The sequence below is a fragment of the Pseudoxanthomonas sp. LjRoot204_2 genome (assembly GCF_056175765.1).
In genome coordinates, this window is record NZ_JBGFFG010000012.1 from 1 (window position 1) to 19,626 (window position 19,626).

15 protein-coding genes are annotated in these 19,626 nt (G+C 67.1%); 6 read left to right on the top strand and 9 right to left on the bottom strand.

What is annotated here, in order from left to right; translation table 11 throughout:
* Positions 1-604: sigma-70 family RNA polymerase sigma factor (locus AC04L7_RS01155; RefSeq protein ID WP_475512400.1), on the bottom strand; the 604-nt coding region annotated here is incomplete at its 3' end.
* A 114-nt stretch (positions 605-718) separates the two neighbouring features.
* Between AC04L7_RS01155 and AC04L7_RS01160 the strand changes: the two genes are divergently transcribed.
* Together AC04L7_RS01160 and AC04L7_RS01165 are read left to right on the top strand one after the other, a co-directional pair.
* Positions 719-2,236 (top strand): fumarate hydratase, encoded by a 1,518-nt coding sequence (locus AC04L7_RS01160; protein WP_299343179.1) that lies wholly within the window; start codon positions 719-721, stop codon positions 2,234-2,236.
* 270 nt (positions 2,237-2,506) lie between these two features.
* The gene (locus AC04L7_RS01165; RefSeq protein ID WP_475512401.1) at positions 2,507-4,228 is read left to right on the top strand and encodes an ExeM/NucH family extracellular endonuclease; all 1,722 of its coding nucleotides are present in this window, start codon (positions 2,507-2,509) and stop codon (positions 4,226-4,228) included.
* 89 nt (positions 4,229-4,317) lie between these two features.
* Here the strand turns inward: AC04L7_RS01165 and AC04L7_RS01170 are convergent, their stop codons facing one another.
* The 6 genes from AC04L7_RS01170 to AC04L7_RS01195 all read right to left on the bottom strand — a co-directional run bounded on the left by AC04L7_RS01170 (position 4,318) and on the right by AC04L7_RS01195 (position 9,157).
* On the bottom strand, positions 4,318-4,863 hold the full coding sequence (locus AC04L7_RS01170) for a DUF1697 domain-containing protein (RefSeq protein ID WP_436000816.1): 546 nt from the start codon (positions 4,861-4,863) through the stop codon (positions 4,318-4,320).
* A 41-nt stretch (positions 4,864-4,904) separates the two neighbouring features.
* Positions 4,905-5,120, bottom strand: a complete 216-nt coding sequence (locus AC04L7_RS01175) for a hypothetical protein (protein WP_436000818.1) — start codon at positions 5,118-5,120, stop codon at positions 4,905-4,907.
* A 37-nt stretch (positions 5,121-5,157) separates the two neighbouring features.
* Complete coding sequence (locus AC04L7_RS01180; protein ID WP_299344567.1) at positions 5,158-5,400, bottom strand: DUF1653 domain-containing protein; 243 nt, start codon at positions 5,398-5,400, stop codon at positions 5,158-5,160.
* Between the two features lie 619 nt (positions 5,401-6,019).
* The gene (locus tag AC04L7_RS01185) at positions 6,020-6,550 is read right to left on the bottom strand and encodes a hypothetical protein (RefSeq protein ID WP_475512402.1); all 531 of its coding nucleotides are present in this window, start codon (positions 6,548-6,550) and stop codon (positions 6,020-6,022) included.
* 183 nt (positions 6,551-6,733) lie between these two features.
* A complete protein-coding gene (gene ggt, locus AC04L7_RS01190) occupies positions 6,734-8,467 on the bottom strand; it encodes a gamma-glutamyltransferase (protein ID WP_436000823.1) in 1,734 nt (577 codons plus the stop codon).
* 57 nt (positions 8,468-8,524) lie between these two features.
* On the bottom strand, positions 8,525-9,157 hold the full coding sequence (locus tag AC04L7_RS01195; RefSeq protein WP_343125236.1) for a tetratricopeptide repeat protein: 633 nt from the start codon (positions 9,155-9,157) through the stop codon (positions 8,525-8,527).
* Positions 9,158-9,317: 160 nt separating this feature from the next.
* Here AC04L7_RS01195 and AC04L7_RS01200 point away from each other — a divergent pair, with 160 nt between their 5' ends.
* The gene (locus tag AC04L7_RS01200; protein WP_436000825.1) at positions 9,318-13,028 is read left to right on the top strand and encodes an indolepyruvate ferredoxin oxidoreductase family protein; all 3,711 of its coding nucleotides are present in this window, start codon (positions 9,318-9,320) and stop codon (positions 13,026-13,028) included.
* Between the two features lie 145 nt (positions 13,029-13,173).
* Here the strand turns inward: AC04L7_RS01200 and AC04L7_RS01205 are convergent, their stop codons facing one another.
* On the bottom strand, positions 13,174-13,773 hold the full coding sequence (locus tag AC04L7_RS01205; protein WP_436000827.1) for a DUF938 domain-containing protein: 600 nt from the start codon (positions 13,771-13,773) through the stop codon (positions 13,174-13,176).
* A 72-nt stretch (positions 13,774-13,845) separates the two neighbouring features.
* Positions 13,846-14,676: an NYN domain-containing protein gene (locus AC04L7_RS01210; RefSeq protein WP_475512403.1), complete on the bottom strand. Its 831-nt coding sequence runs from the start codon at positions 14,674-14,676 to the stop codon at positions 13,846-13,848.
* Positions 14,677-14,801: 125 nt separating this feature from the next.
* Here AC04L7_RS01210 and AC04L7_RS01215 point away from each other — a divergent pair, with 125 nt between their 5' ends.
* The 3 genes from AC04L7_RS01215 to AC04L7_RS01225 all read left to right on the top strand — a co-directional run bounded on the left by AC04L7_RS01215 (position 14,802) and on the right by AC04L7_RS01225 (position 19,602).
* Positions 14,802-16,430 carry a TldD/PmbA family protein gene (locus AC04L7_RS01215; protein ID WP_436000831.1) on the top strand — a complete coding sequence of 543 codons (1,629 nt, stop codon included), beginning with the start codon at positions 14,802-14,804 and terminating at the stop codon, positions 16,428-16,430.
* 179 nt (positions 16,431-16,609) lie between these two features.
* The gene (locus AC04L7_RS01220) at positions 16,610-18,244 is read left to right on the top strand and encodes a TldD/PmbA family protein (RefSeq protein ID WP_299344583.1); all 1,635 of its coding nucleotides are present in this window, start codon (positions 16,610-16,612) and stop codon (positions 18,242-18,244) included.
* 23 nt (positions 18,245-18,267) lie between these two features.
* Complete coding sequence (locus tag AC04L7_RS01225) at positions 18,268-19,602, top strand: TldD/PmbA family protein (RefSeq protein ID WP_299344586.1); 1,335 nt, start codon at positions 18,268-18,270, stop codon at positions 19,600-19,602.
* The last annotated feature ends 24 nt before the right edge of the window (positions 19,603-19,626 follow it).

Here is a 19,626-nt window from a genome sequence, read left to right on the forward strand (position 1 = left end):
AATCCAATTGCGCGTCCTCGCGAAGCAGGGCCGCGATCGCAGGCTGGTCGCCGCGGCGCGCGGCGTCCATGAAGCGCTCCAGCAGGCGTCGGTGGTTCTCCGGCGGCACTTCGAAGCGCGGACGGCCGGCCTGCACGCGTTCGCGCGCGCGATGGACCATCTGCCGGCAATTGGCTTCGCTCTGGCCGAGCAGGGGCGCGATCTGCGCGTAGTCGTAGTCGAAGGCTTCCTTCAGCAGGAAGGCGGCGCGCTCTTCCGGGCCCAGCCGTTCCAGCACGGCCAGGAAGGCTAGCGAGACCTGTTCCGAGACTTCGGCGGTGCGCTCCGGGCCGGGGGCCTCGTCGATGTCCGAGGGCGCGGGCAGCCACGGACCGGTGTAGTGCTCGCGCTGCACGCGCGCCGCGCGCAGGCGGTCGATGCCCAGCCGGGTGGCGGCGGTGACCAGCCAGGCCTCCGGGTCGCGGATGCCGGTCTTGTCGGTCTGCTGCCAGCGCAGCCAGGTGTCCTGGACGACATCCTCGGCGTCGCTGCGGCTGCCCAGCAGCCGGTAGGAGAGCCCGAAAAGACGGGAGCGGTGGGTTTCGAAGGTGTTTTCGGCGTTCATGCGACCAAAGACGGGGCAGGGCGACGTGGCGTGACAGCCGGGCACGGAGTCACTTTGGCCTAAAATGGGCGCTTCCGCCCGCTACCCCACCGGCAGCCCCCGGCTTCACGTCCCATGACCTCGATCAAGCAAGAAGACCTCATTCAGTCCATCGCCGACGGCCTGCAGTACATCAGCTACTACCACCCGGTCGACTACATCAAGAGCCTCGCGTCGGCCTATGACCGCGAGGAATCGCCTGCCGCGAAGGACGCCATCGCGCAGATCCTGATCAATTCGCGCATGTGCGCCGAAGGCCATCGGCCGATCTGCCAAGATACCGGCATCGTCACCGTGTTCCTCGAGATCGGCATGGACGTGCGCTGGGACGACGCCACGATGGGCGTGGAGGACATGGTCCACGAGGGCGTGCGCCGCGCCTACAACCACCCCGACAACAAGCTGCGCGCCAGCGTGCTGGCCGACCCGGCCGGCAAGCGCACCAACACGAAGGACAACACGCCGGGCGTGGTCAACGTCAAGGTCGTGCCGGGCAACACCGTCGACGTGATCGTCGCCGCGAAGGGCGGTGGTTCCGAAGCGAAGTCGAAGTTCGCGATGCTCAACCCGTCCGATTCCATCGTCGACTGGGTGCTGAAGACCGTGCCGACSATGGGCGCCGGCTGGTGCCCGCCGGGCATGCTSGGCATCGGCATCGGCGGCACCGCCGAGAAGGCGATGCTGCTGGCGAAGGAATCGCTGATGGAGCCGATCGACATCACCGACCTGCAGGCCCGCGGCGCGTCCAATCGCGCCGAGGAACTGCGCCTGGAGCTGTACGAGAAGGTCAACGCGCTCGGCATCGGCGCGCAGGGGCTGGGCGGCCTGACCACGGTGCTCGACATCAAGGTCAAGGATTACCCGACCCACGCGGCGAACCTGCCGGTGGCGATGATCCCGAACTGCGCCGCCACCCGCCATGCGCACTTCACCCTCGACGGTAGCGGCCCGGTGATGCTGGATCCGCCCTCGCTGGAAGACTGGCCGGAGCTGACCTACGACGCATCGAAGGGTCGTCGCGTGGACCTCGACACGCTGACCCGCGAAGACGTCGCCAACTGGAAGCCGGGCGAAGTCCTGCTGCTCAACGGCAAGTTGCTGACCGGGCGCGATGCCGCGCACAAGCGGATGGTCGACATGCTCAACAAGGGCGAGGCGCTGCCGGTCGATCTGAAGGGCCGCTTCATCTACTACGTGGGGCCGGTCGATCCCGTGCGCGATGAAGTCGTCGGCCCGGCGGGCCCGACCACCGCCACCCGCATGGACAAGTTCACCGAACAGGTGCTGGCGCAGACCGGCCTGCTGGGCATGGTCGGCAAGGCCGAGCGCGGCCCGGCGGCGATCGAGGCCATCAAGAAGCACCAGTCGGCCTACCTGATGGCGGTCGGCGGCGCGGCGTACCTCGTCTCCAAGGCGATCAAGGCGGCGAAGGTCGTCGGTTTCGCCGACCTGGGCATGGAAGCGATCTACGAGTTCACCGTGCAGGACATGCCCGTGACCGTCGCGGTCGACTCGCAAGGCACCTCGGTGCACCAGACCGGCCCGAAGGAGTGGCAGGCGCGGATCGGGAAGATTCCGGTGGTGGTGGCCTGACGCTGTTCCCTTCTCCCTGCGGGAGAAGGTGCCGAAGGCGGATGAGGGGCGARCGRAGACCGATTCCGACGGTCCAGGCCTGCCCCCCGCGCTCGACGCATCACGGCGAACTTCCAACGCCGCGGCGCCGGCGCCCCTCACCCGCCCTCCGGGCACCCTCTCCCCGTTGTCACGGGGCGAGGGGAAGCACGCCGTCCCGCCTCGCGCGGAAAACCTGCCCGTCACCCATTCCGTTTACCCTTGCCGCCTCGCTCGCCCGGTCCGATCACGATGACGCCTCCCCGCTCGCTGCTCACGCTCGCCCTGCTCGCCTCGCTGTCGCTGCCCGCCTGCGCCGCCACGCCGAAGGAGCGCATCGTGCCGATCGGCGACGTGCAGGGCGATGGCGCGCGCAGCCCGCTGGACGGGCAGACCGTCGCCGTCGAAGGCGTCGTCACCGCGGCCTTCGCCAACCTGGGCGGCGTGTTCGTGCAGGACGCCGGCGACGGCAAGGCGACGACGTCCGACGCGCTGTTCGTCGCCTTCGAGGACGGCACGCCCGCCCCGCTTCTCACCGCGGGCGACCGCATCCGCGTGCGCGGCATCGTCGGCGAGCGCAAGGCCGGCGGCGACGACACGCTGACGGTGCTGCATGCCCCCGTGATCCAGTCGCGCGGCACCGGCCGCATCGCACCCACCGTGCTGACCGCCCAGCCCGCCGACTGGGAACGCTACGAAGGCATGCTCGTCCGCATCGACGCCCCGCTCACGTTGAGCGGTACCGACGCGCTGGGCCGTTTCGGCGAACTCACCACGAGCTTCGACGGCCGCCTGTGGCAGCCCAGCGAAGTCGCCGTGCCCGGCAGCGCCGACGCCAAGCGATTGGCCGCCGACAACGCGCGCCGCACCCTGGTGCTGGACGACGGCAGCACCCAACGCGATCCCGCCACCGTCTGGTACGTGAAGAAAAACCAGCCGCTGCGCACCGGCACCGTGCTGACCGGCGCGCAGGGCATCGTCGATGCGCGCCACGGGGGATGGCGCCTGCAGCTCACCGTGGCACCGACGATCGCCGCACCGGAACGCCCGGCCGCGCCGCAGGTCGCCGGCAACGTGCGCATCGCCGCGTTCAACCTGGAAAACCTGTTCAACGGCGACGGCAAGGGCGGCGGCTTCCCCACCGAACGCGGCGCCAAGACCGCGGCGCAGTACCAGGCGCAGGTGCAGAAGCTGGTCGGCACCATCCGCGGGCTCGATCCCGACATCGCCGCGCTGATGGAACTGGAGAACGACGGCTACGGCGCCGACTCCAGCCTCGCCCAGCTCGTCGCCGCGTTGAACGCCGACGGCGGCACGTGGCGCTTCATCGATGCGAAGCAGGGCCCCGGCCCGGACACGATCCGCGTGGGCATCATCTACCGCAGCGACAAGGTGACGCCCACCGGCAAGCCCGCCACGCTGCAGGCCGGCCCGTTCGGCGAACGCAGCCGCAGCCCGCTGGCGCAGGCCTTCGTGCGCGGCACCGGCAAACCCTTCGTCGTGGTCGCCAACCACCTGAAGTCCAAGGGCTGCTCCGAAGCCACCGGCCTGGACGCCGACCAGAAGGAGGGCGCGGGGTGCTGGAATGCGCTGCGCCTGGATTCGGCACAGCGTCTCGACGCGTGGCTGAAGACCGATCCCACCCGCACCCGCAGCGACCGCGTCGTCATGCTCGGCGACTTCAACGCCTACGCGAWGGAAGCGCCGGTGCGCTGGCTGCGCGACGACGCCGGCTGGGTGGATGCGTTCAAGCAGGCCGGCATCGAACAGCCCTACAGCTACGTCTACAGCGGCCTCAGCGGCCGCCTCGACCACGCCCTGCTCAGCCCGTCACTGGCGAAGCAACTGCGCGGTGCCGCCGAGTGGCACATCAACGCCGACGAGCAGGACGCGCAAGGCTACGCCGACGGCGACCCCACCGTGCCCTACCGCAGCTCCGACCACGACCCGCTGCTGCTGGGCTTCGATCTGTAGGCGACCTCGCCTGTGGAGCGACGTCCGTCGCGATGACACCTTCGCAGTAGATCATCGCGACCGACTTCGTTCCCACGGAACAGTGCACGTCACCCGTCCATCTTCTCGACCAGCGCCTGCAGTTTCAGCACGGTGGCCCAGTTGCGCGTGGTGGCGGCCTTGCCGGCCTTGCCCACCAGCGCCTCGCCGGCCTTGCTCTCGAGGATGCCGCGCGCGCAATGCAGGTAGGCGGCTTCGCTGCCGAGCAGGAATTGTTCCGGCGGCACCACGTGCGGTGCGATGGCGGACAGCGCCGGCAGTGCATCGGCTTCCTGCACGAAGGCGACCAGCAGGCGCGAGGGGTCGGCGGCCGCATCGGCCAGCGCGTTGTCGTCGATGATCGTGGCCAGGTCCTTCGCCGACTTCACGATGACGGGCACGTCGATCTTGAGCTGCGCGGCGATGGCGCCGGAGATCTCCGTCGCGATCTTCGCCGGCGTCTTCTTGCCGGAACGGAACACCACGTTGCCGCTGTTGAGCAGCGTGGCGACGTCGGCATGGCCCAGCCCTTCCAGCAGCGCGCGCAGGTCCGCCATCGCGATGCGTTTGGCCTTGCCGACGTTGATGCCGCGGAGTAGGGCGATGTAGGTGGTCATGTCAGAGCTTGCGTCATTGATGTTTGACGATGCCGAAGCGGTCAGGTGTCATCGTGGGGTTCGTCGCGGGAGCCGCCAAGCAACCACAACACGACGCCAACGAGTCCCACCGCAATCGGCCAAGCCACATGCAGATCGGCATGACGGAGCAGCTGCGACAAGATCAACGAGGCGATGACAGCAAGTCCACCGATGATGCTCAATGGACCGAGTGAGGTATTGCCCACCCGGTAGAACCTCCCATCGTCGCGATTCATCCAGGCCCGGAGTTTCGACCACCGTCCCATGCGCACTTCACTCCTGCGCGGACCCGACCGGCGCAAAGCGACGCACCGGCTGTCCGTCCACGATAACGTTCTCGCAGAACATCGCATACGGCCGCACCCACAGGCCACCTTCGCCGTACAGCGCGCGATACACCACCACCGGCTCCAGCGTCTCGCTGTGCCGCGCCACGGCGACCACGTCGTAGTCGTTGCCTTTGTAGTGACGGTAAAGGCCGGGGGTGAGTTCGGGGAGGGCGGGAAGCGTGGCCATGCGCGTGCCTCTTGGATGAGTAGGGTGGGCCTTGGCCCACCGTTGCGGACATTGTCCACGATCAGGCAATACACGCGCCGGGATACGTTGGATCCACAAAGACTACGTGTGGTGGGCCGAGGCCCACCCTACGAGCTACGGCTGTGTCTCGGTGGCTTGCACAGCACGCGAACGTCCAAGAAATTCCGACTCGATCGCGCTCCGCACATCCTCAACCGATCCTGGCCAAGGCAGTCTCGCCAATGCCTTGTGCTCCGTGCGCTCCCAACGCGGGAACATGGGTAACGTACGACACGCCCATGCCAGCAGCTTTGGTAGCGCGGGGTAGCGCGTGCTAAGACGCGACACTTCGATCCAGCCATCCGGATATCCCTGGATATCGATCGCGTGCCGCACACCACCCTCCCACCACGAGAGCCGCCAGTTGCCTGCGTCGTAATGCGTGTCGTAGGAGATCGTAAGCCCATGTTCCCGGGCCATGGTTTCCACGAGTTGGCGAACGACAGGATCGGCCTCCATGGTGCTCCTTGAACTTGATGGGTTCGGCGGATTGGGTTGAGTAGGAGCAGATGATGGGTAGACCGGCTCCGCCACTGAAAACTGCTTCGCTCCACCCATCCTACGCGTTGCGGGAACTGCTAAACGCAAGCAACAGGTCGCGGAGCACGGTCACTTGGATGGCGCATTGCTCCGATGTTCGGAAGTCTCCTATCGCATGGATCTGTACTGGACTCAGAAACATGGTCTTCAGCGCCGACCATTGGATCTGCTGAATGATTGGCCGGCATGTAGGCGAACAAAGGGCGGCTGCGATCTTGGGGGCCTGGGCATGATTGGCTACGTACACCGGTACGCCGAGCTCTCTTGAAGCTCCTTCCAGTCGGAGACTCATTCCCGGTCTAAGCGTTTTCAACGAGGCTCCGAAGCAACCTTCGTTCCCAAACGTCCCTCTCCAGTTTCCGGCGACGACATACGACGCATCCGATACGCCAACACCAAGCCAGAAAGCATCTGTATTAAGTCGAACCTTGTAAGGGCAAGTCGGCTCGCCGACAACGTTGCGTTGTTGCGAGGATGAACGCGCGCCGAGCAACGTTGCCAGCTCCGACGCGTTTTTTCGTGCCAGAGAACGATCCACGACGTCGGCCACGGCATACAGCATTCTTGCTCACCTGTACGAATTCACGTGTTGGAAGTGCTGCCTTCGTCTCTACCCGTAGACAGTGCGATAGGTTGGGCTGAGCTAGCGAAACCCAACAGATGGATGTTTCGTCGCTGCGATCTTGGGGTTCACTCCGTTCACCCCTACCTATGAAAACACGCCCGCGATCCCTCAATACCCCGCCGCCTGCCCATCCTTGCGGCTTTCGCTGGCGCCGTAGTACACGCCGGTCTCCGGGTCGCGCCTGATGGCCTGGTAGCCGCCGTAGGGGCCGAGGGCCCATTCGACGTGGTGGCCCTTGTCCATCAGCGCGCGCACGGTTTCGTAGGGGAAGCCGGATTCCAGCTGCACCACGCCGCCATCGCGCATCGCGGTGGCGCTGCCGACCGGTTCGGTGGAACCGTCGTGCTGGATGCGCGGCGCGTCACCGGCTTCCTGCAGGGTCATGCCGAAGTCGACCAGGTTCATCACGATCTGCGCGTGGCCCTGCGGCTGCATGGCGCCGCCCATCACGCCGAAGCTGACCCAAGGCCGCCCGTCCTTCGTGATGAAGGCCGGGATGATCGTCTGGAACGGACGCTTGCCCGGCGCGTAGCAGTTGGGATGCGGCGTGGCGCCGTCGCAATCGCGCAGCACGAACATCTCGCCGCGGTCCTGCAGGATGAAGCCCAGGCCGGTCGGCGCCATGCCGCTGCCCATGCCGCGGTAGTTGGACTGGATCAGCGAGACCATCATCCCGTCCTTGTCGGCGACGGTCAGGTAGATGGTGTCGCCTTCTTCCAGTTCCTTCGGCGTGCCGGGCTGCACTTCGCGCAGCACCTTGTCGGGCGAAATGAGTTTCGCGCGTTCGCGCGCGTACGGCTTGGAGATCAGGCGCGCGACCGGCGCGGGCTGGAAAGCGGGATCGGCATACCAGCGCGCGCGATCGGCGAAGGCCAGCTTTTTTGCTTCGACGAACAGGTGCACATGCTCGGGACTGCCGAAGGGAATCCTGCTGAAGTCGTAACCCTCCAGCACGTTGAGCATCTGCAGGGCGGCGATGCCCTGCCCGTTCGGCGGCAGTTCCCACACGTCGTAGCCGCGGTAATTGGTGCTGACCGGTTCGACCCATTCGCCGTGGTGGGCGGCCATGTCCTCGTACGACAGGAAGCCGCCGTTGGCCTTGAAGTACGTGTCGATGGTGCGCGCGATGTCGCCCTTGTAGAACGCGTCGCGGCCGCCGTCAGCGATCTTCTGCAGCGTGTCGGCCAGGCGCGGGTTCTTCCACAGCTCGCCGGTGCGCGGCGCGCGGCCGCCRATCGTGAACTGCTCGCTGAAGCCGGGGAACTTCGACAGCCGCGGCACCGAGCGCTCCCAGTAGTAGGCGATCGTCTGGTGGACCGGGTGGCCGTCGCGCGCATAGCGGATGGTCGGCGCCAGCACGTCGCGCATCGGCAGCTTGCCGAAGCGGTCGTGCAGCGCGAACCAGCCATCCACCGCACCCGGCACGCTGACCGGCAGCGGTCCGTGCGCGGGGATGTCGGTGATGCCCTGTTGCCTGAAGTAGTCGAGCGTCAGCGATTTCGGCGAACGGCCCGAGCCGTTGTAGCCGTGCAGCTTCTTCGTCTTCGGGTCCCAGACGATGGCGAACAGGTCGCCGCCGATGCCGTTGCCGGTGGGCTCCATCAGGCCGAGCGCCGCGTTGGCGGCGATGGCCGCATCGATCGCGGTGCCGCCCTGCTTCATCACGTCCAGCGCGATCTGCGTGGCCAGCGGATGCGAGGTGGCCGCCATCGCGTGCGGCGCGATCACGTCGGAACGGGTGGCGAACGCGCGCCCGGCGATGCGGTCGGCGGCGGATGCGGCGGGAACACCGGCGGCGGCACTCAACGCCGTCGCAATGCAGAACGAAGCAAGGATGCGCATCAGGGGAGGAGGATGGTGCGCGGTGCGCACCTTCACCCGCCGATCTTACGCGCTGGACTACGGCCAGACCGGCGGATTCGCCTGCCAGGCGCCGAGCACTTCCGCCAGGGTGTCGCGGTCTTCCTGTCGCCAGTCGGGCAACTGCGTCGCGAAGTTGCGCGCATCGACCCACACGCTGGGCTCGGTGCGCACGGCGGCGCCGAACCATGCGACGGCCTCCTGCTTGCGGTCGAGCCGCCACAGGACCAGCGCCAGCGTCGGGGGCGCCCAGGAAGGCGAGCCGTAGGCCGTGACGATCTCGGACCACTGCACCAACGCCGGTTCGAACTGGCCCGCCCGGTACAGGTCCCACGCATAGTTCCAGCGGACGGCCCGGCCTACCGTGCCCTTGGCCTCGGTCGCGGCAACGGTCTGCTGATAGAGCTGTCCCGCCAGCTCTGTCCGCCCTTCACTGGCGGCGATGTGCGCGAGCTGCGCCGTCGCCTCGATATGGCGCCGCCCGCGTTCGCGCTCGCGGACCAGCGCCTGCACCTGCGCCTCGCCTTCGCCGGGGACCACGACGATCTGCCTGGCCGTCGACTTGTCTTCGTCGAAATAGAACTCCTTGGGCTTCGGCACGTTCTGCGCGTGCGCGGACAAGGCCATGGATGCCAGCACGGCGGCCAGCAGCAAGTATTTACCGGATTTCACGTACGTTCCCCTGACACTTGATGTTTCCCCGAACCCCATCGTAACCGCTGCAACGCACAACGACGAAGTGACCCGCGTCACAGAAAAGGCCGCTGTTACAATGCGCGCCTTCACGCCCGAGGGGATTTCGGGCCCCGCCAGCCGCTTTCACGGGCCCGCCATGACCAGCACCGCCGAACTGACTTCGCCCTCGTCCGCCAACCTGCCGCAGCTCGGGGCGATCGACAGCGACTACACGCTGGAACACAAGTACACGCGCACCGACGGGCGCATCTACCTGAGCGGCGTGCAGGCACTGGTCAGGCTGCCGCTGATGCAGCGGCTGCGCGACCAGGCCGCGGGCCTCAACACCGCCGGCTTCATCAGCGGCTACCGCGGCTCGCCGCTGGGCGGCTTCGACCTGGAGCTGTGGCGCGCGCGCAAGCACCTCGAATCCGCGGGCGTGAAATTCACCCCGGGCCTGAACGAGGACCTCGGCGCCACGATGGTGTGGGGCACGCAGCAGACCAACCTGTTCCCGGGCGCCAAGGTCGATGGCGTGTATGCCATGTGGTACGGCAAGGGCCCCGGCGTGGACCGCTGCGGCGACGTGTTCAAGCACGGCAATGCCGCGGGCACCTCGAAGTTCGGCGGCGTGCTGGCGCTGGCCGCGGATGACCACAACTGCCGCAGCTCGACGCTGCCGCACGGCTCGGAAGACGAGTTCGTCAGCGCGATGATGCCGGTGCTGAACCCGGCCGGCGTGCAGGACATCCTGGACCTGGGCCTGGTGGGCTGGGCGATGAGCCGCTACACGGGCCGCTGGATCGGCTTCAAGACGATCGCCGAGACGGTGGAATCGTCGGCCTCGGTGCAGGTGGACCCGTTCGCGCGCGAGATCCTGCTGCCGGAAGACTTCGCCATGCCCGCTGGCGGCCTCAACATCCGCTGGCCGAATCCGCCGCTGGACCAGGAGATGCGCCTGCACAAGTACGCGGTCGCCGCGGCGCAGGCCTTCGCACGCGCCAACAAGGTGGACCGCATCGTGCTGGACTCGCCGCGCGCGCGCCTCGGCATCGTCACCACCGGCAAGAGCTACCTGGACGTGCTGCAGGCGCTGGAATACCTGGGCCTGGACGAACAGGCCTGCGCCGACATCGGCATCCGCGTCTACAAGGTGGGCATGACCTGGCCGCTGGAGCCGGTGGGTATCACCGAGTTCGCGAAGGGGCTGGAAGACATCGTCGTGGTGGAGGAGAAGCGCGCCTTCATCGAGCGGCAGATGAAGGAATACTTCTACAACTGGCCGGCCAGCGCCGGTACGCGTCCGTCCATCGTCGGCAAGTACGACGAAGGCGGCGAATGGATCCTGCCGTCCACCGGCGAGCTGACCCCGGCCACCATCGCCGGCGTGATCGGCAAGCGCATCCAGCGCTTCTTCACGACGGAGTCCATCGAGCAGCGCCTGCGCTGGATGGAAGAGAAGGAAGCCGAGATGGCGCTGCCGCGCGCCAATTTCCCGCGCGTGCCGCACTACTGCTCGGGCTGCCCGCACAACACCTCGACGGTGGTGCCGGAAGGCTCGCGCGCGCTCGGCGGCATCGGCTGCCACTACATGGTCACGTGGATGGACCGCGACACCGACACCTTCACCCACATGGGCGGCGAAGGCGTGACGTGGTCCGGGCAGGCACCGTTCACCGAGACCGAGCACGTGTTCCAGAACCTCGGCGACGGCACGTTCTTCCACTCCGGTTCGCTGGCGGTGCGCCAGTCGGTCGCCACCGGGGTGAACATCACCTACAAGATCCTCTACAACGACGCGGTGGCGATGACCGGCGGCCAGCCGGTGGACGGCACGCTGTCGGTGCCGCAGATCGCGCACATGATGCGCGCCGAGGGCGTGGACACGATCGTCGTGGTCAGCGATGAAGTGGGCAAGTGGAGCAAGCGCGAGATCTTCCCGTCCGGCGTGGAGTTCTTCGACCGCAAGGACCTGGACGACGTGCAGCGCCGCCTGCGCGACGTGAAGGGCGTGTCCATCCTGATCTACGACCAAGTCTGCGCCACCGAGAAGCGCCGCCGCCGCAAGCGCGGCAAGCTGCCGGACCCGGCCAAGCGCACGATGGTCAACACGCTGGTCTGCGAAGGCTGTGGCGACTGCGGCGTGAAGAGCTTCTGCGTGTCGGTGCTGCCGAAGGAAACCGAGTTCGGCCGCAAGCGCGAGATCGACCAGTCGAACTGCAACAAGGACTTCCGCTGCGTCGACGGCTTCTGCCCCAGCTTCATCACCGTGCACGGCGGCACCCCGCGCAAGGGCAAGAAAGCCAATGCGGCCGACCTGCTCGCCGCGTTGCCGGCGCCGGCGTTCAAGTCGGACCTCGACCAGCCCTGGAACATCCTCATCACCGGCGTCGGCGGCACCGGCGTGGTGACCATCGGCGCGCTGCTCGGCATGGCCGGCCACCTGGAAGGCAAGGGCGCCAGCGTGCTCGACCAGACCGGCCTGGCGCAGAAGGGCGGCGCGGTGACCACGCACATCCGCATCGCGCGCACGCCGGAAGACATCCACGCCGTACGCATCGCCGCGGGCGAAGCCGACCTGGTGCTGGGCTGCGACATGGTGGTCGTCAACGACTACTGGGTGCTGTCGAAGGTGCGCGGCGAGCGCTCGCAGGTGGTGCTGAACACCTACGAAGCGATGCCGGGCACGTTCACCACGCATCCGGACATGCAGTTCCCGGCCGCCGACATCATCGCGGGCGTGAAGGTCGCCCTCGGCGGCCGCGAGCCGATGCTGGTGGATGCCACCCAGATCGCCACCGCGCTGATCGGCGACGCGATCGGCAGCAACCTCTTCATGCTGGGCTACGCCTGGCAGCAGGGCCTCGTGCCGATCTCGTTCGAGGCCATCATGCGCGCGGTGGAGCTCAACGGCGCCGCGATCGAGATGAACAAGACCGCATTCGCGTGGGGCCGCCTGGCCGTGGTGAATCCGCAGGCCGTGCAGGAAGCCGCCGGCCTGATCCGCAACACGCAGACCGAAAGCGAGCGCACGCCGGGGGCGCTGCAGATCCTTCCCCCGGGCGAATGGGAAAGCAGCGAATGGGGCGCCAACAGCGCACCCCGCAATCCGGGCAACGAAAGCGAACTGCGCGGTCTGCCGGAAGGCGGTACCGGCAGCGGCGACAACGTCGCATTCCTGCCGCTCGACGACCTGCGCCTGTCGCGCTCGCTGGACGAGCTGATCGCCCGGCGTTCGGCGTTCCTCACCGAGTACCAGGATGCCGCCTACGCGAACCGCTACGCCGATCTGGTGGCGAAGGTCCGCTCCGCCGAGAACATCAAGGCGCCGGGTTCGACCGCATTGACCGAGGCGGTGGCCCGCTATTTCTTCAAGCTGATGGCCTACAAGGACGAATACGAAGTCGCGCGCCTTTACACCAGCGGCGACTTCCAGCGACGCCTGCAACAACAGTTCGATGGCGACTACGAGGTGCACTTCCACCTGGCACCGCCGCTGTTCGCCAAGAAGGATGCGCACGGCCGCCTGATGAAGAAGGAGTACGGCCCCTGGATGTTCAAGGCATTCGGCCTACTGGCGAAGCTGCGCTTCCTGCGCGGCGGCACCTTCGACGTGTTCGGCTACACCGAAGAGCGCAAGGGCGAGCGGCAGCTGATCGCCGACTACGCGAGGACGGTGGACGAACTGCTTGGCGCTCTGGATGCCGACCGCCTGGGGCTGGCCGTGGAGATCGCCAGCATCCCGGAGCACATCCGTGGCTACGGTCACGTCAAGGAGAAGCACTTGCACGCGGCCAAGGCGCGCGAGGCGGAACTGCTGGGCCTGTGGCGCAACCCGAAGTCGCTGCATATCGTGCAGGCGGCGTAAGCACAGAACCCCGCTCCGGCGGGGTTTTCCTTGCGTTTCGTGCACCAGGCGCCCGAGACGCGTTACCTGCGGGAATTCGGCACCGATCCCGTTGGGCCTGCATCGAATCGACGCTTCCGATCCGAGGTCGCGACGCACGTCGCTCCTACGCGGAGCTCCGCCGTCGCCAGACCAGGCAGCGGTTGTTGGCCGGCATGGGGTTGTCCTCGACCAGCGACAGACGGATGCGACGCGCGAGTGCGTCGATGGCCTCGAAATCGCGGATGCCCGAGGCGGGATCGCGGTCCTTCAGCCATTGCTCGAACGCGCGGTTGCTGTCGCTGGTGAACTCGCCGCCATAGTTGAAAGGCCCGTAGACGATCAGCAGACCGTCTGTTTCCAGCACCTTGCCGACGCCAGTGAAGAAAGCCTCGACCTGCGGCCAGCCCATGATGTGCAGGCTGTTGGCGGTGAAGACCGCATCGAAGCCGGCGTCGGGCCACGGCCCGTCGACGTCGAGTTCGAAGGCAGGCGGCGTGTTCGGCAACGCCGCGTCGTCCAACCATGCCCCGATGCCGGCCAGGTTTTCCGCGCGATCACTGCTCTGCCATGCCAGCCAGGGCATCGCGGCGGCGAAATGCACCGCGTGCTGGCCGGTACCGCTGCCGATCTCGAGCACGCGACGGGTGTCTGCAAGGTGGCGCTGCAACACCGACAGGATCGGGTCCCGGTTGCGTTCGCAGGACGGCGCGTAAGGTTTGGTCATGCCACGTAGCGTGCGCCACGCGCACGAGCCGCCGTTGCCGGAAGCGTCCTGACGTCATGCGTATGGCGCACGCTACGCGGCCCGCACATAGAAGCGCTTCGCACCGCCCTCGCCCGCCCGCTCCTCGACGGTGAAGTGGCGCGGATGCGCCTTCATCAGGTCGCTGAGCTTCTTGTGGCCGTAAAGCCGCGTGTCGAAATCGGGGCGCACCTTGTTGAGATAGCTGCCCACGCTGCCCAGGAAGGCCCATCCCTGGTCATCGCTCGCGTCTTCGATCGCCTGGCGGATCAACTGCAGCGGCAGCGACTCGTGCTTGCGCTGCTCGACGACGGGTGCGGCCGCAGGTTCGGCCTGCGTCGCCGGCTTCCTGGTCGCCGGCCTGGCGGTCTTCTTCGCCAGCTTCTGTGGCGGTGGTGATGGCGGCGCGGGCGCTTCGCTGCGCAGCACCTCGACGTAGATGAACTTGTCGCAGGCCTGCACGAACGCATCCGGCGTCTTGCGCTCGCCGAAGCCGTATACCGTCAGGCCTTCCTCGCGCAGGCGCTGGGCCAGGCGGGTGAAGTCGCTGTCGCTCGAGACCAGGCACACGCCGTCGAAGCGCCGGGTGTACATCAGGTCCATCGCATCGATGATCAGCGAGCTGTCGGTGGCGTTCTTGCCACTGGTGTAGGCGAACTGCTGCACCGGATTGATCGAGTGCTTCAGCAGCGCCTGCTTCCATTGGGTCATGCGCGTGCTGGTGAAATCGCCGTAGATGCGCTTCACGCTGGCCACGCCGTACTTGGCCGTCTCCGCGAGCAGGCCCTCGATGACGGYCGGCTGGGCGTTGTCGGCATCGATCAGCACCGCGAGGCGGGGCTGTTCGTCGTCGTTCTCGAGCCGGGCGACCGGGCGGGATTTCATGCGGGTCGATTCCTGTACGGGATGAGGCCCATTGTGCACCACGTCACGGCGTCATGACCGCCGTCACTTGACGCTGCGATGCGTGCCGACGACAGTCCGAAGGCTGCCGTTTCCGGACCCGATCGATGCAACGACGCGACTTCCTCGCCCTGGGCGGACTGACCCTTGCCGGACTGGCCTTGCCCGGTACGCGCGTCATCGCGGCCGAAGCGCTGCTGGAACCCGGCGACGTGGCGAAGAAGAAGCGCCTCGCCGAAGCCGCGCTGTCGGCCGCGACCGCGGCGGGTGCGAGCTACTGCGACGTGCGCGTCGGCCGCTACCTGCGGCAGTCGCTGATCACCCGTGAGGACAAGGTGCAGAACGTGGTGAACACCGAATCCTCCGGCATCGGTGTGCGCGTGATCGCGCAGGGCGCGTGGGGCTTCGCGGCGACGAACGACCAGACACCCGACGGCGTGGCCGCCGCCGCGCGCCAAGCCGTGGCGATCGCGCGCGCGAATGCGCGCATCCAGGGCAAGCCCGTGCAGCTGGCGCCGTTGAAGGGTGCGGGCGAGGTGGCCTGGCGCACGCCGATCGTGAAGAACGCGATGGGGGTGCCGGTGAAGGAGAAGGTCGAGCTGCTGCTGAACGCGAACGCCACCGCGCTCGCTGCCGGCGCCAGCTTCGCGGCGTCGCGGATGTTCGTCATCAACGAGCAGAAGTATTTCGCCAGCACCGACGGATCCTGGATCGACCAGGACGTGCACCGCATCTGGGTGCCCTTCACGGTGACGGTGGTGGACAAGGCGACCGGCAAGTTCAAGACGCGTGATGGACTCTCTGCCCCGATGGGCATGGGCTACGAGTACCTGGATGCGAACCCGGCCGACAGGTTCGCGCTGCCGGGCGGCGTGGTGGCCTATGGCGCGTCGTACGACCTGCGCGAAGACATCGTGGCCGCGGCGAAGCAGGCGCGGGCCAAGCTGACCGCGCCGTCGGTGAAGCCCGGCAAGTACGACCTGGTGCTGGACCCGTCCAACCTGTTCCTGACCATCCATGAGAACGTCGGCCATCCGCTGGAGCTCGATCGCGTGCTCGGCTACGAAGCCAACTACGCCGGTACCAGTTTCGCCACGCTGGACAAGCGCGAGCAGCGCTTTCAGTGGGGCAGTCCGATCGTCAATTTCACCGCCGACAAGACCGAACCGCGCAGCCTCGGTGCGGTGGGCTACGACGACGAAGGCGTGAAGACCCGCCGCTGGGACCTGGTGAAGGACGGCGTGCTGGTCAACTACCAGGCCACGCGCGACGAGGTGCATATCCTCGGCGAGGACGCGTCGCACGGCTGCAGTTACGCCGATTCCTGGAGCAGCGTGCAGTTCCAGCGCATGGCCAACGTGTCGCTGGCGCCGGGCAAGACGCCGCTGACGGTGGCCGGGATGGTGAAGGACGTGGAGAACGGGCTGTACATCCACGGCCGCGGCTCGTACTCGATCGACCAGCAGCGCTACAACGCGCAGTTCGGCGGGCAGCTCTACTTCGAGATCAAGGATGGCCAGGTCACGCGCCAGGTCGAGGATGCGGCCTACCAGATCCGTACGCCGGAGTTCTGGAACGCCTGCACCGCGATCTGCGACGCGCGCGATTTCCGCCTTGGCGGTTCGTTCTTCGACGGCAAGGGCCAGCCCAGCCAGGTATCGGCCGTGTCGCACGGCTCGGCCACCACGCGCTTCAACGGCATCAACATCATCAACACGGCGCGCAGCCTGGGGTGATGCGAAGGCGTCGATCCGGGCATCGCGACACCGTGTGTATGCCGAAAGTCATTTGACGCTGTCTGCACGCGGGCGCAAGAATCCGGGACGACCTGTGCGGTGGTGAAGGCGCAGGCCGGAATGCTCCCGTCGCAGTGCCCCGCCTGCCGCCCGGCAGGCCCAACCGGTGGAGAATTGCCTTGCAACGTCGTGACTTCCTGGCCATGACCGGCCTCAGCCTGGGCGGCCTGATGGTGCCGTCCTTCTTCGGCAAGGCGATTGCCGCCGAGCAGCTCCAGTCCACCCTCGATGTCGCCTTCAAGAAGCGCCTCGCCGACGCCGCGCTCGCGGCGGCCAAGCAGGCCGGCGCCACCTACTGCGACGTGCGCATCGGGCGCTACCTGCGCCAGTTCGTCATAACCCGCGAGGACAAGGTGCAGAACGTGGTGAACACCGAGTCCACCGGCGCCGGCATCCGCGTGATCGCCAACGGCGCGTGGGGCTTCGCCGCCACCAACACGCTGACCGCCGAGGGCGTGGCCGCCGCCGCGCGCCAGGCCGCCGCCATCGCCAAGGCCAACAGCAAGACCCAGACCGCGCCGGTGCAGCTGGCCAAGGCGCCGGGCTTCGGCGAGGTGTCGTGGAAGACGCCGATCAAGAAGAACGCGATGGACGTGCCGATCAAGGACAAGGTCGACCTGCTGCTCGGCGTCAACGCCGCGGCGATCAACGCCGGCGCGGACTTCGTCAACTCGATGATGTTCCTGGTCAACGAGCAGAAGTATTTCGCCAGCACCGACGGCTCCTTCATCGACCAGGACGTGCACCGTATCTGGGTGCCGATGACGGTCACCGCCATTGACAAGGCCAGCGGCAAGTTCCGCACCCGCGATGGCCTGTCCGCGCCGATGGGCCTGGGCTACGAATACCTCGATGGCGACGCCGGCCAGAAGTTCACCTCGCCCAACGGCGTGGTCAACTACGGCCTGTCGTACGACATGAAGGAAGACGCCATCGCGGCCGCCAAGCAGGCGCGCGCGAAGCTGACCGCGCCGTCGGTGAAGCCGGGCAAGTACGACTTGGTCCTGGATCCCTCGCACACCTGGCTGACCATCCACGAATCGGTCGGCCATCCGCTCGAGCTGGACCGCGTGCTCGGCTACGAGGCCAACTACGCCGGCACCAGCTTCGCCACGCTGGACAAGCGCGAGCAGCGCTTCCAGTACGGCAGCGAGCTGGTCAACCTGTTCGCCGACAAGACCCAGCCCGGCAGCCTGGGCGCGGTCGGCTACGACGACGAAGGCGTGAAGACCAAGCGCTGGGACCTGGTGAGCGCCGGCAAGCTGGTCGACTACCAGACCATCCGCGACCAGGCCCACATCCTGGGCAAGACCGAATCCGACGGCTGTTGCTACGCCGACTCGTGGAGCAGCGTGCAGTTCCAGCGCATGGCCAACGTGTCGCTGGCCGCCGGCAAGACCAAGCTGTCCGTGGCCGACATGGTGAAGAACGTCGAGAACGGCATCTACATCATCGGCGACGGCTCGTTCTCGATCGACCAGCAGCGCTACAACGCTCAGTTCGGCGGCCAGCTCTTCTACGAGATCAAGAACGGCAAGATCACCCAGCAGATCGAGGACGTGGCCTACCAGATCCGCACGCCGGAATTCTGGAACGCCTGCACCGCCGTCTGCGACGAGAGCGACTACCGCCTGGGTGGTTCGTTCTTCGACGGCAAGGGCCAGCCCGGCCAGGTGTCCGCGGTGTCGCACGGGTCGTCCACCGCGCGCTTCAACGGCATCAACGTCATCAACACCGCCCGCTCGCTCGGCTGACCGGCGCAAGGAGATCCTAGAACATGAGCATCCTCACCGAAGCGCAGGCCAAGGCCATCCTGGACAAGGTCATCGCGCTGTCCACCGCCGACGAATGCACCGCGTCCCTCACCGGCTCCGTCGACGGCAACATCCGTTTCGCGCTTAACAACGTCTCCACCAGCGGCATCGTCAGCAACACCGACCTGGGCGTGCAAGTGGCGTTCGGCAAGCGCGTGGGCATCGCGACGATCAACGAGTTCGACGACGCCGCGCTGGAGCGCGTGGTGCGCCGCGCCGAAGACCTCGCCCGCCTGGCGCCGGAGAACCCCGAGTTCATGCCGGCCGTCGAGAAGCAGACCTACAAGCCCAGCGCCACCTTCAGCGAATCCACCGCCGCCATCACGCCCGAGTTCCGCGCCCAGGTCGCCGCCGATTCGATCGGCCCCTGCAAGGCGGAGAAACTGATCGCCGCGGGCTTCCTCGAAGACGGCCAGAGCTTCGTCGCCTTCGCCAACAGCAAGGGCAACTTCGGCTACCAGCGCGCGACCGCGTTCAACTACACCTGCACGGTGCGCACCGAGGACGGACGCGGTTCCGGCTGGGTCGGCCGCAACCTGAAGGACGCGAACGCGTTCAAGGCCGACAGCGACATCCGCACCGCGATGCGCAAGGCCAGCGAATCGGCCGAGGCCAAGGCGCTGGAGCCTGGCAAGTACACGGTGATCCTGGAGCCGGCCGCGGCCGCGGGCCTGATCTCCTTCATGATGAACTTCTTTGACGCGCGCCAGGCCGACGAAGGCCGCAGCTTCCTGTCCAAGAAGGGCGGCGGCAACAAGCTGGGCGAGCAGGTCTACGACCCTCGCGTGAACATCAGCGCCGACCCGTGGCACCCGGGCGCGGAAGTGATGCCGTGGGACGGCGAAGGCCTGCCGCGCGAGAAGATGGCCATCGTCGAGAACGGCAAGATCGCCAACCTGGAGTACTCGCGCTTCTGGGCGCAGAAGCAGGGCAAGCGCGCGATCGGCTCGCCCGGCAACCTGCTGGTGGCCGGCGGCACCAAGTCCACGGCCGAACTGGTCGCCGGTACGCAGAAGGGCATCCTGGTCACGCGTACCTGGTACATCCGCATGGTCGATCCGCAGACCGTGCTGCTGACCGGCCTGACCCGCGACGGCACGTTCTACATCGAGAACGGGCAGATCAAGCACCCGGTGAAGAACTTCCGCTTCAACGAGTCGCCGGTGATCATGCTCAACAACATCGAGGAACTGGGCAAGCCGGTGCGCGTGGCCGGCGACGAGTCCAGCTTCGTGATGATGATCCCGCCGATGAAGCTGCGCGACTTCACCTTCACCTCGCTGTCGGACGCGGTGTAACGCTTTTCTCCTTCTCCCCTCGGG

What these genes read in the sequence shown, in the direction of transcription:
- AC04L7_RS01175 (WP_436000818.1), bottom strand. Translation starts at nt 5,120, where the DNA reads ATGAATCGCGACGATGGGAGGTTCTACCGGGTGGGCAATACCTCACTC.
- AC04L7_RS01205 (WP_436000827.1), bottom strand. Translation starts at nt 13,773, where the DNA reads ATGACCAAACCTTACGCGCCGTCCTGCGAACGCAACCGGGACCCGATC.
- AC04L7_RS01200 (WP_436000825.1), top strand. Translation starts at nt 9,318, where the DNA reads ATGACCAGCACCGCCGAACTGACTTCGCCCTCGTCCGCCAACCTGCCG.
- AC04L7_RS01215 (WP_436000831.1), top strand. Translation starts at nt 14,802, where the DNA reads ATGCAACGACGCGACTTCCTCGCCCTGGGCGGACTGACCCTTGCCGGA.
- AC04L7_RS01180 (WP_299344567.1), bottom strand. Translation starts at nt 5,400, where the DNA reads ATGGCCACGCTTCCCGCCCTCCCCGAACTCACCCCCGGCCTTTACCGT.
- AC04L7_RS01170 (WP_436000816.1), bottom strand. Translation starts at nt 4,863, where the DNA reads ATGACCACCTACATCGCCCTACTCCGCGGCATCAACGTCGGCAAGGCC.
- AC04L7_RS01225 (WP_299344586.1), top strand. Translation starts at nt 18,268, where the DNA reads ATGAGCATCCTCACCGAAGCGCAGGCCAAGGCCATCCTGGACAAGGTC.